At 56.3% G+C, this 16,210-nt stretch carries 12 protein-coding genes; 6 read left to right on the top strand and 6 right to left on the bottom strand.

Going from position 1 to position 16,210, the window contains the following annotated elements; translation table 11 throughout:
* Positions 1-49: 49 nt before the first annotated feature.
* From HK20_RS09345 to HK20_RS09335, 3 genes are all read right to left on the bottom strand, one after another.
* Complete coding sequence (locus HK20_RS09345; protein ID WP_086646799.1) at positions 50-1,672, bottom strand: ABC-F family ATP-binding cassette domain-containing protein; 1,623 nt, start codon at positions 1,670-1,672, stop codon at positions 50-52.
* A 237-nt stretch (positions 1,673-1,909) separates the two neighbouring features.
* Positions 1,910-2,722, bottom strand: coding sequence for a family 1 encapsulin nanocompartment shell protein (locus tag HK20_RS09340; protein WP_086646798.1), 813 nt, complete (start codon positions 2,720-2,722; stop codon positions 1,910-1,912).
* A gap of 11 nt (positions 2,723-2,733) precedes the next feature.
* Positions 2,734-3,750, bottom strand: coding sequence for a Dyp-type peroxidase (locus HK20_RS09335; RefSeq protein ID WP_233129157.1), 1,017 nt, complete (start codon positions 3,748-3,750; stop codon positions 2,734-2,736).
* A gap of 385 nt (positions 3,751-4,135) precedes the next feature.
* Here HK20_RS09335 and HK20_RS09330 point away from each other — a divergent pair, with 385 nt between their 5' ends.
* Entirely contained in the window at positions 4,136-6,550 is a 2,415-nt protein-coding gene (locus HK20_RS09330; protein ID WP_086646796.1) for a recombinase, read from the top strand.
* A 71-nt stretch (positions 6,551-6,621) separates the two neighbouring features.
* Here HK20_RS09330 and HK20_RS09325 read toward each other — a convergent pair whose 3' ends face one another.
* The gene (locus HK20_RS09325; RefSeq protein WP_086646795.1) at positions 6,622-7,119 is read right to left on the bottom strand and encodes a lipocalin-like domain-containing protein; all 498 of its coding nucleotides are present in this window, start codon (positions 7,117-7,119) and stop codon (positions 6,622-6,624) included.
* Between the two features lie 197 nt (positions 7,120-7,316).
* Between HK20_RS09325 and HK20_RS09320 the strand changes: the two genes are divergently transcribed.
* Positions 7,317-8,228, top strand: a complete 912-nt coding sequence (locus HK20_RS09320; protein ID WP_086646794.1) for a LysR family transcriptional regulator — start codon at positions 7,317-7,319, stop codon at positions 8,226-8,228.
* Between the two features lie 9 nt (positions 8,229-8,237).
* On the opposite strand, the gene HK20_RS09315 is transcribed toward HK20_RS09320, so the two are convergent.
* On the bottom strand, positions 8,238-9,161 hold the full coding sequence (locus HK20_RS09315) for a LysR family transcriptional regulator (RefSeq protein ID WP_086646793.1): 924 nt from the start codon (positions 9,159-9,161) through the stop codon (positions 8,238-8,240).
* A 119-nt stretch (positions 9,162-9,280) separates the two neighbouring features.
* Between HK20_RS09315 and HK20_RS09310 the strand changes: the two genes are divergently transcribed.
* Genes HK20_RS09310 through HK20_RS09295 form a run of 4 tightly spaced genes read left to right on the top strand, consistent with a single transcriptional unit; the run spans position 9,281 to position 14,280 of the window.
* Positions 9,281-10,918 (top strand): MFS transporter, encoded by a 1,638-nt coding sequence (locus HK20_RS09310; protein WP_086646864.1) that lies wholly within the window; start codon positions 9,281-9,283, stop codon positions 10,916-10,918.
* A 16-nt stretch (positions 10,919-10,934) separates the two neighbouring features.
* Entirely contained in the window at positions 10,935-12,011 is a 1,077-nt protein-coding gene (locus tag HK20_RS09305) for an HlyD family secretion protein (protein WP_086646792.1), read from the top strand.
* Positions 12,012-12,015: 4 nt separating this feature from the next.
* On the top strand, positions 12,016-13,539 hold the full coding sequence (locus tag HK20_RS09300; protein WP_086646791.1) for an efflux transporter outer membrane subunit: 1,524 nt from the start codon (positions 12,016-12,018) through the stop codon (positions 13,537-13,539).
* A gap of 9 nt (positions 13,540-13,548) precedes the next feature.
* Positions 13,549-14,280, top strand: a complete 732-nt coding sequence (locus HK20_RS09295; protein ID WP_086646790.1) for a hypothetical protein — start codon at positions 13,549-13,551, stop codon at positions 14,278-14,280.
* A gap of 21 nt (positions 14,281-14,301) precedes the next feature.
* Here HK20_RS09295 and HK20_RS09290 read toward each other — a convergent pair whose 3' ends face one another.
* Positions 14,302-16,044 carry a Na+/H+ antiporter gene (locus tag HK20_RS09290; RefSeq protein ID WP_233129163.1) on the bottom strand — a complete coding sequence of 581 codons (1,743 nt, stop codon included), beginning with the start codon at positions 16,042-16,044 and terminating at the stop codon, positions 14,302-14,304.
* Positions 16,045-16,210: the final 166 nt, after the last annotated feature.

Here is a 16,210-nt window from a genome sequence, read left to right as displayed (position 1 = left end):
CCGAATGGCCTTTCAAACCTTAATCGGTTGCCGGGTTCTGCTGGTGTTTCTACTCGTGCAGTCCCGGTGCTTCCCGTCCGGTTCGGGCGACATATTCAGTATATCCGCCATCATAACGGTGCAGGCCATCTGGAGTGAGCTCCAGCACACGGTTGGAAAGGGCTGCCAGAAAATGCCGGTCATGCGAGACAAAGAGCATGGTGCCATCATAATCTGCCAGTGCGGCAATCAGCATTTCCTTTGTCGCGATATCCAGATGGTTGGTTGGTTCGTCGAGCACCAGAAAGTTCGGCGGATCATACAGCATCAACGCCATGACCAGCCGGGCTTTTTCACCTCCCGAGAGCACCTTGCAGCTTTTGTCCACGTCATCACCGGAAAAGCCGAACCCGCCAGCAACCGTACGCAAAGCCCCTTGATTGGCCAGAGGGAAGGTATCGCACAATGTTTCAAACACCGTGCGCTCGCCGTCCAGCAGGTCCATGGCATGCTGGGCAAAATAGCCCATTTTAACACTACCACCCAGCGTAACGGTGCCTGCATCGGGCTCGGTGGTGCCTGTTACCAGCTTGAGCAGGGTGGATTTGCCCGCGCCATTCACGCCCAGCACACAGCAGCGTTCCTGCCGCCGGATTAACAGGTCCAGACCTTTATAGATAACACGCGAGCCGTAGCTTTTATCCACGCCACGCAGGTTGACCACGGAATCACCCGAGCGGGGCGCCTGCGGGAATGTAAAAGACAAAGCCTGCCGGCGCTTTGGTGGTTCCACCCGATCAATTTTATCCAGCTTTTTAACCCGGCTCTGCACCTGTGCTGCATGGGAGGCACGTGCCTTGAACCGTTCAATAAACGCGACTTCCTTGGCCAGCATGGCCTGCTGCCGGTCAAACTGGGCCTGCTGGTGCTTTTCATTCAGGGCGCGCTGTTGTTCGTAGAACTCGTAATCGCCTGAAAAACTGGTCAGGGCGCCCCCATCAATTTCGATCACCTTGTTGATGATCCGGTTCATGAACGCCCGGTCATGCGATGTCATGAGCAAGGCACCATCATAACCTGCCAGAAACTGCTCCAGCCAGATCAGGCTTTCGAGGTCCAGATGGTTGCTTGGTTCATCCAGCAGCATCACATCGGGCTTCATCAGGAGAATACGGGCAAGTGCGACACGCATTTTCCAGCCACCGGACAGGAGTGCTACGTCTCCGTCCATCATTTCCTGGCTAAAGCCCAGCCCATGCAGCACTTCACGCGCGCGGCCATCCAGTGCGTAGCCTCCGAGCTCTTCAAAGCGGGCCTGAACCTCGCCAAACTGCTCCAGTATGGTATCCAGCTCGTCAAACCGCTCAGGGTCAGCCAGAGCGGTTTCCAGTCTGGCGAGTTCTGCTCCCACTTCGGCTACGGGGCCAGCACCATCCATGACCTCGGCAACCGCGCTGCGGCCTGCCATCTCTCCTACGTCCTGATTGAAAAAGCCGATGGTAATGCCCCGGTCGGTCAGCACATGCCCTTCGTCCGGTTCCTCCTGCCCCGTAATCAGGCGGAAAAGCGTGGTCTTGCCCGCACCATTGGGGCCAACCAGTCCGATTTTCTCGCCCTTTTGCAAGGCAGCAGACGCCTCGATAAAGATCACACGGTGACCATTATGTTTACTGATATTGTCGAGACGGATCATGGAACCTCAGGAAAAACGCGCATATGGGGGAACAGCAAAGCAGTCTTATCGCGTAACACCGGGGCTTCGTAAACTGCTGCGGGCATTAAGTTTTGCGCGGGCCACGCTTTGAGCGTGGGCTGACGTGTGCACAAAAAAGGCGGCATTGCACGGTGGGGCGTTCTGGTTGCTCCCGTACCGGGCATATGCCGCCTTTATCAGCCTACCTGACGGGCAGACAGGCTGCAGGAAACGGTGTTAAGCAGAGGCCGTAGAATGATCCAGAGTAACCGTTGCCTCGCTGGTCAGCACGCGGAACATAAAGCTTTCCTGCAGGTAGAGTTCCACGGTTTCTGCCGTATGGCTCAGATAGCCAATGGAGAGATCCTGCCCGATATCAAGCATAAAATCCCCACCACGCATGGAAACGACAAAAGCGCCTTCAAGTGCTGGTGCCCAGATGATTTTGCCATCAATCATGCTCTCAATATGCTTGCGAACGGGATAGCCATCATCATCCCCGCTGCTAACCGCCAGATGCGCCTGTGCGCCCAGCACAACTGAATAGGGGCCATTGACGCCAGCAAGGCGCAGGGTGTTCAGGGCCTCGGCAATGGCGTGGGGGTAGTCCTTGGCCTGCGGCGGCAGTTTGAGGTGGGGGTTGGAAGTGCCTTTACGCAGCCCACAAATACCAGCGGCTTCAAAACCGTCGAATATGGCGTGGTCTTCGGCAAAAGCAATTTTTTGCGCGGCGTCCTTGACGGTCTGCCAGTCTGAATCCAGAGCACCGCGTTCCACGGCATCAATTTCTTCACGGGATAGAGTGAAGGGAACACGCAGTTCAACCAATGGCAGCACTTCGCGCTGGGTGGCCAGAACACCGGTATCCGAGGTGTCGATTTTTTTGCCACGCCCGGTTCCAACGCCTGCAAAAGCGGTGCCTTTGGGGTCTGGTGTATCTACCACACGGCGGCCAGCCAGATGGCGGCGGATGGTGCGGGTGGCTTCCTCCTCAATCTGGGACCAGGCTTCGGCGGAAATGGGGGCAAGGTGTTTGTGCAGGTTGTTCATGTCTGGCGTCCTTAATTCTTGAGTGATCCAATGCCGAGGGAACCGTCTTGTTTGTCACGCGGTGGAGGCTGAGGGGCAGGGGAGGCGGGTTGAGCCGGCCCTTCCATGTCCGGGGCAGCGTCCAGAAATTCACAGGTAGGTGTAAAGAACAGCGAACCGGTAACTGCGGTGCTCACGTCCAGCAGTCTGTCATAATTGCCCGGTGGTTTGCCGATAAACATGTTCTGGAGCATCTGCTCCGTTCGGGCCGGGGAGCGGGCATAACCAATAAAGTATGTGCCAAACTCCCCTTTACCTACGGTGCCAAATGGCATGTTTTCACGCACGATCTGGAGTTGCTCACCGTTCTCTTCAATATTGGTGAGAACATTATGGGCGTAGCTGGGTTTTGCGGCTTCGGGCAGTTCTATGTCCGATACTTTTTTGCGACCAATAATGTGCTCCTGCACCTCGGTGGGAATGGCATCCCATTTTTTGATGTCGTGCAGGTATTTTTGCACAATCACGTAGCTTCCCCCTCCAAAAGCGGGATCTTCTTCACCAATGATTGTGGCATTCGTGGCAACCTGACCAGAAGGGTTTTCCGTGCCGTCCACAAAGCCGAGCAGGTCGCGGGCATCAAAATATTTAAAACCGTGGACTTCATCCACAACGCTTGCAGCACCTTCCAGCCGGGCCACAAGCGCTGCTGCCAGTTCAAAGCAGAGGTCCATCTGGGTTGCACGGATATGAAAAAGCAGGTCCCCCGGCGTTGCAGGTGCATGGTGCACGCCATTGATCTCACGGAAGGGGTGAAGTTCTTTGGGGCGTGGTGCACCAAAAAGCTGGTCCCATGCCTGTGACCCAATTCCGGTTACGCAACTCAGCTTGCCATCTGGAATCCGAAAGCCAATTCCTCGCACAAGAGACGAAATATCCCCCAGAAGGTCCAGAACCTGCGGGTTGACCGAAGTATCGCTATCAAGGGTCAGAACCAGAAAAACTGCGGCCTGAGTCAGTTTTGGATCAACAAGTTGAGGTGTGGACAACGGACACAAGCTCCCAGCAGAAACGCACACGGTAACAACGCCAAGCAGCATAAGCCCATAAGGCGGGATGGCAAGATACAAGACGTATCATGCCCTGTAGCGGGAGCATTGCTGGCATTGCACCCGACGCATGAGCCGCTCTTGCTATAAGCGGGGGAGCCATAAAGGATGAGTCGCCCCCCACCTTAAATATTTAGAATGCGCCGCATTCGCAAAAAACAAAGCGGAAGGCTAGGGAAGTCCGGCCTTTGTTGCAAAGCTGGGGTTTTGTGCGGAATTTTGTACGTGCCAAATACCAGATATGGTGCAATCATCATCTATAAGACACAACATGAACGATTTTTGGCCGATTTTCTGCGGCTGGGCGAGATGATGGAGTCAATCAATGAACGGGCATTTTTTACACGCGAGCACTCTGGCCGCGCGACCTGTGGCAGCGCCGCGCTACCCGTTTGAAGAGGCTTTTGGCCTGCGCCCGGCACCGGCCCGTGCACTTGACCGGGGCATGGGGGAAGCGGTCGGGCGGCGGACAGTCTTCCGTCCATCGGATCATGAAAGTTTTGGGACAGTGGCCAGCAGAGTAGCCGCAGGCAACACGGGCCTGCTTGCCTGTGTGGATGAGAGGGAAACCCAGCAACTCCGCAATGCCATTGCCACCGGTGCGTTGCTGACATCCGGCAGGCACCTTCAGCACGGGGATGAGGATCAACCGGGCCGCAATATGGAAGTGTTTACCAATTGCGCGACGGCTATCTGCTCCTTTGCCAAGTTCTACCTGCTGCTAAATGGCTCGGGGGTAGGCCGTGCGTATGACGATGAACTCTGCATTGTAGATTGGGCACAGGCCCCAGACCTGCATTTTGTGCTGGGGAAAGATCATCCGGACTACCCGCATGACCGGGCAGGGTTGCTCCATTTTGGGCTGGAAATGCAGATATTGCCCTGGGGCACCCTGCTGGATGCGTTTGATGCAGACATGGAAGCGCAGGTTAGCAGTTTTTTAAACCAGTTTGTTCACACCTCCATGCCAGCACAGCCCAATGCGCTTGTGCATGTTATAGAAGATAGCCGCGAAGGATGGGCCAAAGCGGTCGAAATGATCGAAGCCATGGCCTTTCAGGGCGCGGAAGGACGCTCTCTGGTGCTGGACTTCAGCCGCATACGCTGCGCGGGTAGCCCTATTGCCGGCATGCAGGGGCGGCCAGCCTCTGGCCCGATCTCGCTCCTGCGTGGGCTGTTGAATGTGCGTGTGCATGTAATTGAACCCGCACGTAGCAACGGCATGCCCAAATGGGAGCAGGCGCTACGTGTGGACCACTACCTATCTGTTGAGGTGCAGGTAGGTGGTGCTCGCCGTGCTGCGCGCATGGCCACCAAATCCTGGCGGGATACGGAAGTCCTCCGTTTTATTCGTGCCAAGGAAGAAGGGGGGCTATGGACAGCCAACCATTCGGTCATGGTGGATCAGGAATTCTGGCAGTGTGTAAATGACCCAGCGCAGGTCGGGCCGCTTGCCGAGCATGCAAGAGCAGTGTTTGCAGAAGCAACCCGCTGTGCATGGATTAATGGTGAGCCCGGTTTTATTAACGGCGATAAACTGGAAGATAACCGCACCGGCAGTGCCCGCCGTAAGCCCGTGCATGCGGATGGCAGGGATTTCCGTTCGTCGCGTTATCAGGCAACGCATGCTGCGGCATTACTGGCAGAGCTGGCGGGTTGCGCGGCCGAAGCACATTTCCCGGTTACGACCAACCCGTGTGGTGAAATTACGCTCCACGTAACGGGTGGCTACTGCGTTATTGGAGATTTTGCGCCGCTGCTGGCATGCCCTGTGCCTCTGGAGGACGTCACTCCGGGCGATCTGCCGCTTGAATTGGCACAGGCGTGGGATGCGCGAGTAAGGGATTCCGTGCGGCTGGGCGTTCGTTTTCTGCTGCGGGCAAACCGGATGGATGCCTTGTATGCGCAGGAAGTAGCCCGCACAAACCGCATAGGCATTGGTCCCACCGGGCTGCATGAATGGGCATGGCTACGGTTCGGCCTCGGCTTTAAAGACATGCTGGACGAAAAACGGGCAGCCTCTTTCTGGAAGGCGGTGCACCAGCTTTCCTGCATCGCCAAAGCTGAGGCAAACGCCTATGCGCAGGATATGGGCGCAGAACGCCCGGTTACAGTGACCACAGTCAAACCCGCAGGCACAACCTCCAAGCTGTTCGGTCTGACCGAAGGGGCACACTTGCCAGCCAGACGGCAGTATTTGCGCTGGGTACAGTTTAAAGGCGTACGGCGTGAAGATGGTGTGTGGGAAAACGGTACGGACCCGCTTTTGTCAACCTACGAGGCAAAAGGCTACCCTGTTCGGTCGTTACGGAGTTTTCCCGGTATGAGCATTGTCGGATTTCCAACAGTGCCTCTTATCCAGCGGCTGGGTATGGGCGAAAGAGTCCTGACTGCGCCGGAGGCCACACCGGAGGAGCAGTTTCGCTGGCTGGAACTTTTGGAAAAATACTGGATTGGTGCAGAGCAGGGGAATCAGGTTTCCTACACGCTCAAAATTTATACGGACCGCCATGATCTGGAAAATTTCCGCGCCATGGTCGCCAAATACCAGCCGGGGGTCAGGTGCTGCGCCGTGCTGCCAAGCCGTGCGGATTCAGACCTTGGCTACGAATATCTGCCGGAAGAGGAAGTTTCCGCAGGTCGGTTTGCAGCCATTACCGCAGGGATTGCGGATGAAAAGGTGCGTGAGGTTGTAGACTGGGCGCATCTACAATGCGCCAGTGGCGTATGCCCGGTCTGACCGGATAAAGCTGCCATATACACACCTTACCTAAAGTACGGTGTGTATATGGGCTGTCCTGCGTGGCGGGTTTACGCGTTACCCGCCCGGCGGAAGCGGATAATGCTGCGCGACAGCCGCCCAGCCGCCCAGTTAGGCATTTTACGCCATGGGGTGATAACATCCGCATATTCACCATTAAGGGTGACTGTTCTGCGCTGTTCGGTGCCAACCCATTCTGGTGCCCATGCGGTCTGCACGCTGGTAATCCACTGATCACCTTCAACACGGTAACGCCCGATATAGGCCACCAGTGTTTTCATCAGCTGGGAGCGGTCGGCATCTGTTGTTGCGGCAAGGCGGTTGCTGCCTTCCAGATTAAATGCGACCCAGCCATCGGGGGTAAAGACAACACGGCCACGGGGTGCTGGCCCCATTGCGTTGATGAAGTTGCCGGTTTCTTTCTCTTCCACCTTGTAGGACACGAGTTCCCATGTGCCGATAAGGTTCTGCCGCAGGGTATCTTCATGCGATGGGGCAGGAGCGTTATAATCTTCCTTGATCCGCTCGACGGTCGCTTGCATTGGCATGTCTTATTCCGTTGCTATTTCGTATCGTCTGTCTGTTTTTTGACAGATGGGCAAAGGATGTTTTGCGCTTTACCTTGATGTTCTGAAGCGAATATGCCCCTCCTTTCACATCTTCGGTAGTGACAATTAAGGAAAAATAATATTACGCTAAACGCAAAACTGGGCGACCAGAGTGCGTTACCAAAGGAGCAGGCACCATGTCTTATGACGAAACCGGAGATCTACGTTTTTTCATAAGTCTGGTGGATGCAGGCAGTCTTTCCGCTGGAGCGCGCAGTCTGGGCACATCTCCGGCCGCGGTATCCCGCCGTCTGGCACGTCTGGAAATGCGGCTGGGTAGTACGCTGGTTATCCGGAATACGCGGCATTTTGGCCTGAGCGAGACGGGGCGTTTATACTACGAACGCGCCCTGACCATTGTGGCTGATATTGACCAGTTGGAGGAAGAAATATCGTCCAGCACCAACGCGCCGCGTGGCACGTTGAGTATTGGCGCTCCGGTAGAACTGGGCCGCAGACAGATCGCACCGTTTATTGAAGCCTTTAGCGCCAAGCACCCACGCCTGATGATCAATCTGGCGCTTGCGCCAGAAGGGAATTATGACTTTAACGATTATCTGGACGTTGTGCTCCGCCTTGGTCTGCCAGAAACACCGGGGGCGGTAGTGACCCGTCTGGCCTCCACAATGCGGGTATTATGTGCATCGCCCGCTTATATTGCACGCCATTCCATGCCAACCCATCCGCGCGATATTCCCAAACATGATTGTTTATGCCTGCGCAAAAACAAAACCATGGCGTTGCTGAATAAATGGGTTATCGGGAACGAGACGGAAACAGATGTGGTTATGGTGGAACCCCGCCTTTCCACCACCAACGCCGAGATCATTCATGACTGGGCACTCTCAGGTCAGGGGATTGCCTACAAACTGCTCTGCGACGTTTATCAGGACCTTGAAGAAGGCAAGCTGGTGCGTATTCTGCCGGACCTGCAGGGCGAAAAAATTGACCTCTATGCTGTTCTGCCAACACGACAGCATACGCGGGCCAGCGTTAAGGCTTTTTTGAGCGATTTGCGGCCTTATATCCGCACGGCAGGTTTTTTGTAAAACTGCTGATTATTGCGTGTAAGCCCCCAGAACCTGCCGCGAAACACGGAACAGGGTTTCGCGCAGCCAGCGATGCACGGGGTCTGTATCCCGCCGTGGGTGCCATGCCTGAAAAGCATCAATACTGGGCAGGGATAACGGAAACTCGAATGTTGCCAGCCCCAGTGCCTTGAGCGAGATATGCTCCACAACAATACCTGGCAGGGGCAGAATAAGGTCAGAGCCCTTCATGCTCTCCACCATGCAATGGTAGTTAGGCACCACCATGGCTATGCGCCGGGTCAGCCCGAACTGGTTGCGCAAAATCCAGTCTATAGGGCCTTGCGCACGACCACGGCGGGACACGCTGATGTAATCATACAGCACCATGCTCTGGGGGGTAACGGGGGTTGCCAGAATGGGGTGGTCCTTGCGCACAACGCCGCGCATATGGTCGCGGAACAGGGTCTGGCGCCTGATTTCGGGCTTCATGACATCCGTTGCGCCAATATAAAGGTCAACGCGACCATGGCGGAGCGGGTCGGATGCAGGGTCATCAATCTCTGGTGCCCAGATCAGCTCGCAGCGTGGGCACTCCTTTTTCAGGGCCTGCAGAAGTGGCAGGGCAAGGGACGCCACAACCAGATCATTCGCGCGGATGGTAAAGGTGGGTGCCATGTTGGCCAGATTGGCCAATGCGCGTGTTTCTATCAGGCTGTCGGCTGCCCGAACAAGCTCCTGCACCCTGTCCAGAATACCAGCAGCAAAAGCGGAAGCACTCATGCTACGGCCAGACTGGACCAGAATGGGGTCTGCAAAAGCGATGCGTAACTTGGCCAGGTGGCGGCTCATGGCGGGTTCGCTCACCTCCAGCCGCCTTGCCGCGAGCGAGACGCTTTCCTCCTCGATAAGAACCTGTAGGAAGCGCAGCAGATCTAGGTCATAGCCTCTCATGGTTGCAAAAATAGACGTTATCTGGCGCAGGCACCACCATTTATCCTTCCAGAAAGTGGAATCGTTAGTTGCCGTGAATGGGGGTTGTTTGTGGCCCGCCGATCGGGAACATGCGGGGCATGACAAATGCCGCTTCTGCACCGGCGGCTGGTGCGCCTGTTATCCATGCGTCACCACCGCAGTTTTCCTATATTCCGCCATTTGGCCTGCGCACCGTTGTTGGGTGTCTGGGCATGCTGCTTGCCGTGCATGTTGCAGGTTTTAATGAGCATGTGACCGAAATCGGACTGTCCGACATTCGTGGGGCCATGCACATTGGCCATGATGAAGGCACGTGGGTCATTGCCATTTACGAGGCGTTCAACATCGCGGCCATGGCGTTTACGCCCTGGTTCTACATGACGTTCTCGATCTACCGGTTCTCCATTTTCATGACCGCGGTTCTGGCGCTCCTGTCCATTCCCGCCCCCTTTATGCCGGATGTCACATCGCTTTGCATTCTCCGGGCGTTTCAGGGGTTATCCGCTGGCTGCCTGCCACCGGTGCTCATGACCGTGATGCTGAAGTACCTGCCACCCCAGATCCGTGTATTTGGCATTGGGGGCTACGCCATGAGTGCCACTTTTGGCCCCAATCTAGGCCTGCCGCTGGAGGCATTCTGGTTTGAGCACGTAGGCTGGCACTGGTTATACTGGGAGATCATACCCACAGCAGCGCTTGCCATTGCCATGATGGCTTATGGCTTGCCACGGGATCCAATGCATTTTGAACGGTTTGAGAAGTTCAACTGGCTGGGTATTCTGGTCGGGCTGCCTGCCATATGCTCTCTGGTCATTGTGCTGTATCAGGGAGACAGGCTGGACTGGTTCCGCTCCCCCATCATCACCAATCTTACATTCTGGGGCGTGGCGGCATTTATTGTCTTTGTGATCAACGAGGCTTTTCACCCCAGTCCGTATTTTAGAATTCAGTACTGGCGCTCACGCAATATTCAGGCATCCCTGCTATCGCTGGTTGGTATTCTGGCCATCTGTTCCATTATGGCGGAAATCCCGGCTACTTACCTGCAATCCGTGCGGGGGTACAGACCCATACAAACGGCACCGGTATCTCTGGTTGTGGCTCTGCCTCAACTGGTCATGCTGCCGCTGATCGCCTGGGTCTGTAATAACCGCAAGGTGGATTGCCGCTTCGTGCTGGCAGGCGGCATGCTGTGCCTTGCCGGTTCCGCCTGGTTAGGCACGTGGCTGACGGTCGACTGGGTGCGGGATAATTTTTACCTGCTCCAGATACTTCAGGTATTTGGCCAGCCCATGACTGTTATTCCCACCCTTATGCTGGCAACAATGGCCATGGGGCCGGCCGATGGGCCATTTATTTCCGGCATGGTGAACATGCTCAAAGGGTTGGCCAATGCAGTCGCATTTGCCCTTTTTTCCGCCGCCACCCGCAGGCGGGAGCAATACCATTCCACCATGCTGCTAGACCACCACGGCACGCACCAATTGGCGTTGCAGGGTATGGGTAATCCAATTGAGCAGCAACTGGGCGGCACATCGGCTGATGGTGCGCATGTGGTCTGGAACGGGTTGCAGGTTTTCCACACCTTTGTGCACGAACAGTCGCTCGTTCTGGCTTTGACCGACCTGTATTATGCGCTGATCTGGGTCTGCCTTGCGTATGCCGCCATGAATCTTGTTCTACCGCACCGCGTGTATCCACCGCGTGCACCTTCCCCCAACACTCCTGCCCGTTAAACCGGAATAACAGACCATGATTTACAAAAAACCTCTGCTTTATGCCGGATGCGCTGCCGGTGTGCTTGCCCTTGCAGCATGGGGGGGCGCGCGTCTGGTTAATGGGGATGGCGTTAACCAATATACAAATGATGCGTATGTTACGGCTGATTTTACAACCGTAGCCCCCAAGGTTGCGGGCCGCATAGACCGCGTTATTGCTCAGGACAACGAGCGTGTGCACGCAGGTGAGGAACTTGCGCATATAGAGGATGATGATTACCGCGCAGCTCTGGACGTTGCCAAAGGCAATGTGCTGGCTGCTGAAGGCGATGTTGCAAACCTGAGCGCGGAACTGACCCGGCAGGACGCTCTTATAGCACAAGCCCGCGCAGCTGTTCTGGCAGATCAGGCCGACCTGATATTCGCGCGCCAGAACACCACACGCTATCGCAACCTTTCATCCGGTGGGGCCGGCACCATTGAGCAGAAGCAGTCTTCTGAGGCGCATGAAAAAGAAGCACTGGCCGCCATAACCCGTGATCAGGCCGGGGTGGATGCGGCTATCCGTCAGGTTGCCGTGCTTCAGGCGCAGCTTGAACACGCCAAGGGTGTTCTGTTGCATGCGCAAGGCGCTGCCAAACAGGCTGAACTTGATCTATCCTACTGCTCCATTCCCGCACCAGTGGATGGTGTAGTGGGGGAGAGAGGTGTTCGGGTTGGGGCTTATGTGCATCCGGGCACGGGCATTCTGGCTGTGGTGCCTACACAGGCCGCTTATGCGCTTGCCAATTTTCAGGAAACCCAGCTCACCAGTGTTCAGGCCGGCCAGCAGGCAACAGTCTGGGTGGATACGTTCCCCGGTCAGCCACTTAAGGCCCATGTGGATTCACTGGCCCCCGCCACTGGCGTCGCTTTTGCTCCCATTCAGCCAGATAACGCCACGGGTAACTTTACCAAGGTTGTCCAGCGTATTCCGGTCAAGCTGACGTTTGACTCCGGCCAGCCCATGGCGGCCAAGGTCCGGGTTGGTATGTCTGTGGAAGTGAATATTGATACGGCTTCCAAACCCGAAGGGGCGCATGCGCATGATGCACGTTATATCTGGCAGTAATGGCATGAAGTATCTGTTGCTGGCTGGTTTTTCAGCCCTCGCTCTTACTGGCTGTACTGTGGGGCCAGATTACCACAAGCCCAAGGTCAGCGCGCCAGCCACGTGGCGGTCAACGCAGCCCCCAGCACAAAGCCGGATCAGCACAGCCTCGACCGACCCGGCCTGGTGGACCCTTTTTAAAGATCCTGCCCTGTCACAGTTGGAGCAGGAAGTTGCAGCGTCCAATCTGGACCTGCAGGCGGCCAGCCTGCGGTTGATGCAAAGCCGGGCGGAGCGGCGTATTGCCAGTGCTGCCCAACTCCCCCACATGGAGGCCAATGCCTCCTACGCGCGGGAGCGGGCGAGCAGCAACGGTATTCTAGGGCTAATGGGCAACATGGAGCAGGCCGGGGCTGGGAGTATTGCTAATGGCACTCAGGGTTTTGGCCCCGCAGCACTACCGGGGAGTGTGGGCAACCCCTCTTTTAACCTTCCACAATACGGGATGAATGCCTCCTGGGAGGTAGATCTATGGGGGCATGTGCGCCGGCAGGTGGAGGCGGCAACTGCTGCCGTGCACGCTACGGAAGAGCTCCGGCGTGATATACTGGTCTCCCTTATGGCAGAAACAGCCCAGACCTACATAGACCTGCGCGCCACACAGGCGCAGATCGGTATTCTGGACCACAACATTGCCATTGCCCGCCATAGTGTACAGCTGACCACCATGCGGCTGGAGCAGGGGGCAGCAACCCGGCTGGATGTGGCACAGGCTACGGGGCAGTTACACATGTTTGAATCCCGTGCAGCCCCCCTGCAGGCGCAGGCCACACATTTATTGAATAGCCTGAGCTTTCTGGTCGCGCGTGAGCCCGGTGCCCTTGATGCCACATTGGGTAAGCCAGCGGCGGTGCCGCCAGTGCCTGATTCTGTGCCCGTAGGTCTGCCTTCGGAACTGGCGCAGCGGCGGCCGGATATCCGGATGGCAGCAGACCGGCTGCACGCAGCTACTGCCAGCATTGGCGTGGCTGTGGCCGATTTTTTCCCGCGGATTACTCTTTCTGGCAGTCTGGACGTGCAGGCCCTCCAGTTTAGTGGGCTCGGGTCATGGGCGTCCCGCCAGTATGGGTTTGGCCCAACTGCCACACTGCCTATTTTTGAAGGCGGGCGGCTGACCGGGCAACTCCACCTGCGCAAGGCGCAGCAGCAGGAAGCCTCCGTTTTATTCCAGCGCACGGTGCTTAAGGCCTGGCAGGAGATTGACGATGCCATGGCCAACTTTACTGCCGCCCAGAAAAGGCGGAATGAACTGGCACAGGCCGTGCAACAGAACGAAATCGCCCTGAATGTTGCCCAGGCGCAGTATGTGCAGGGTGCCTCTGATTTTTTGAATGTGCTGAGCGCACAGAACGCCCTGCTGGCATCGCAAAGCGCGCTGGTTGAAGCCACCGCCCATGTGGCGGGGTCGGTTACACAGCTTTACCGTGCCATTGGAGGGGGCTGGGAAACACTGTACCCTGATGCCCAAGAATCCTCCAAACATGTGTGAGAACACGCCATGATAACCATCCGTCGGGCGGATAGTCTGGGTCTGGCCCATTCCGATACACTCACCCTGCGCTGCCATTTTGCTTTTGCGGATTATCTGGCACCACAGAACGAGCATGAGGGCAGGCTGAGGGCAATCAACCTTGGTACAATTCCGCCGCAAGGCCGCTACCATCTGGGCCCAGAAGCCAATGTAGATATTGTAACATGGCTGTGCTCGGGGTCATTGCAAACCAGTGCTGAAGGGTTCCCTGTAGAAACCATACAGTCAGGCGGTCTGCATCTGCTTGGCACCGGGGCAGGGGTGCCAGGCATGGCGTGGCAGGCTGGGGCGGATGGGGCTTCCTTCATCCAGTTCTGGCTTCTGGCCGACACGGAAGGTGGTAGTCCCACGCAGGAGGCGCGGCCGGCTTTTCCAAAACTGGAAGATGGTGGTTTTAGAATAATTGCCTCAGGCTTCCCCGAAGATGACCCGGAAATGGCGGAGGTAATAAACGACGGCTCGCCTGTAACGCTGAGTGCACGCAGCAGATTATTGCATGCAGACATTCCGGCAGGGGAGGGGGCTGCTTACCAGACCACACAGGGCCGAGACCTGCATGTGCTGGTGGTTCGTGGTGCCATTACCCTGTGCGGTGCGGCTTTGGCAGCGGGGGATGGTGCAATACTGAGCCAGACTGAACGTGTGGTTGTTATGGCGACACAGGAAGCCGTTGTGCTTTTAACCGATATTGCTGCCTGAATGTGGCGTACAAACCAGTATTCAGCCTGTATAAATGAGCGGGCTGCACATTTTGGGGCCGTCCATGTAGTGCAGATGTCTTGGCAAGGCACGGGCACTGCCCGAAAGGGCTGTTTCTTCCAGATCAAGGTCATGGGTTAAAAGGCGTTCTATTTCGTCACTCACCTGTCCTTCCTGCCGCATACGCGCCAGAGCCTTGCGCTCTGTGCGGAGCAGATGGAGGCGCAAGGCGGCTTCAAACCGTCGCCTTGCCAAAGCCGTATCCCGGTGCAGGGCATCAGGGCTCTGGTATTCCTCGGCCTTGAGCTTGTCATCGGGGGCATCTTCCAAAAGCCGTAGCCGGAAGCGGTATTCGGCTATCAAGGCTGCGGTTACTTCTGCGCGTTGCTGTGCAGTATTTTCATCCAGCTGCTTGGTAACAAGGGCGGACTGGCGCTCCATTTCCGCAATGGCTTCTAGTGCGAGCAGGCGCCGGGCTTCATCTGCCTCGCGGTTAACCGGGTCTCCGCCATCATGGCGAAGGGAGCGGCTTAGCGGGGGTAATACAAGTGCCGCGATCAGGAGAGATGTCATAATTACACCGGCGGCAAAAGTTACCAGCAGGTCCCGCATGGGGAATGCAGGCAGGCCATTTTCCGCAATAGGGAGGGAGAGGATACCCGCCAGTGTTACCGCTCCGCGCACACCGCCTATGGTCATGGCCGCTGTTTCCGTAACCGAAACTCTGCCAGTTTTATGTCCCCGTAATTTTGCAATCAGGTAGCGCGTGCTGCTGATTAAAAATACCCAGACCAGACGGAGCAGAAGCAGCATGCTGGTCAGCAGGACAATGGTGCCAATCAAAGACCAAGTACTGTCCCCCGCCTGATTGGCAGTGCTAATTCCCTGTGCTGCAATATCTGGCAATTGCAGCCCAAGCAGCAGAAAGACCAGACCATTAAAAACAAAGGTAATCATCTCCCATACCGCACTGCCACGCAGGCGGGTGGCAGTCTGGGCTGAGCCGAATACCCTGCTCTGGTTAAGGCTTAACCCCGCACTGACCGCCGCAAGTATGCCTGATGCCTCCAGATGTTCCGCCAGCAGGTAAGCGGCAAAAGGCAGCAGGGTCATGAGTGTGATCTGTGTGGTGGGTTCGTCAAAACCATGGCGGGACAGAATGCGGTTGATAAAATTAAAGCCAAATGTCAGCGCCATGCCGATTAAAATGCCGCCTACCGCTACCAGCACAAACCCCAAAGACGCATGCATGACGGAAAAAGTGCCAGTCAGGCTGGCAGCCACGGCAAACTTGAAGCAGACAAGGCCGGAGGCATCATTCAGCAGGGCCTCCCCTTGCAGAATATGCAGGAACCGTCTGGGCACGCGCTCTTCATCAATCATACCGCCCACGGCTACGGCATCGGTGGGGGAGAGAATGGCAGCAAGCGCAAAAGCCGCGGCAAGGGGGACCATAGGAAGCAGCCAATGAATAAAATACCCGCCAATAATGGTGCTAAAAATAACCAGCCCGACAGCCAGAAGCAGGATCGGCCAGCGCAATTCACGAAAATTGTGCAACGGCATAAGGTACGCGTCTGAAAAAAGCAGAGGGGGAATAAAAAGCAGTAAAAAGGTTTCAGGCTCAAAATCGATGTGAAAGCCCAGAAGCGATGCCACAATACCACAGGCTATTAATAAAAGAGGGAGTGGCAGGCGCAACAGCCGGGCAGCAGGCCCTGCTACTGCCGTTATTAGCAAAAGTAGAAGCACTACAGATGTCATGTGCATTAATGTAACCCGACCTGCCTGATATTATTTTATGAACGATATTCTTGATAAAAATGCCGCCTGTTCATAAAGCCTGAACCATCACAGGGTTGCGCGGGAATGGTCAGAAAAACACCGAATGGCAGGTTGCAGGCCAGCGGCATTGCAACCTGTGTTTTGG

Origin of the sequence: Acetobacter sp. DsW_54 (assembly GCF_002153575.1) — a bacterium.
GTDB lineage: Bacteria > Pseudomonadota > Alphaproteobacteria > Acetobacterales > Acetobacteraceae > Acetobacter > Acetobacter fabarum.
Note: the sequence above shows the minus strand (reverse complement) of the source record. Positions and strands in the feature narration are given on the sequence as shown.

Coding starts and splice junctions, on each gene's coding strand:
- HK20_RS09345 (WP_086646799.1), bottom strand. CDS start 1,672: ATGATCCGTCTCGACAATATCAGTAAACATAATGGTCACCGTGTGATC.
- HK20_RS09340 (WP_086646798.1), bottom strand. CDS start 2,722: ATGAACAACCTGCACAAACACCTTGCCCCCATTTCCGCCGAAGCCTGG.
- HK20_RS09330 (WP_086646796.1), top strand. CDS start 4,136: ATGAACGGGCATTTTTTACACGCGAGCACTCTGGCCGCGCGACCTGTG.
- HK20_RS09325 (WP_086646795.1), bottom strand. CDS start 7,119: ATGCCAATGCAAGCGACCGTCGAGCGGATCAAGGAAGATTATAACGCT.
- HK20_RS09320 (WP_086646794.1), top strand. CDS start 7,317: ATGTCTTATGACGAAACCGGAGATCTACGTTTTTTCATAAGTCTGGTG.
- HK20_RS09315 (WP_086646793.1), bottom strand. CDS start 9,161: ATGAGAGGCTATGACCTAGATCTGCTGCGCTTCCTACAGGTTCTTATC.
- HK20_RS09310 (WP_086646864.1), top strand. CDS start 9,281: ATGACAAATGCCGCTTCTGCACCGGCGGCTGGTGCGCCTGTTATCCAT.
- HK20_RS09305 (WP_086646792.1), top strand. CDS start 10,935: ATGATTTACAAAAAACCTCTGCTTTATGCCGGATGCGCTGCCGGTGTG.
- HK20_RS09300 (WP_086646791.1), top strand. CDS start 12,016: ATGAAGTATCTGTTGCTGGCTGGTTTTTCAGCCCTCGCTCTTACTGGC.
- HK20_RS09295 (WP_086646790.1), top strand. CDS start 13,549: ATGATAACCATCCGTCGGGCGGATAGTCTGGGTCTGGCCCATTCCGAT.
- HK20_RS09290 (WP_233129163.1), bottom strand. CDS start 16,044: ATGACATCTGTAGTGCTTCTACTTTTGCTAATAACGGCAGTAGCAGGG.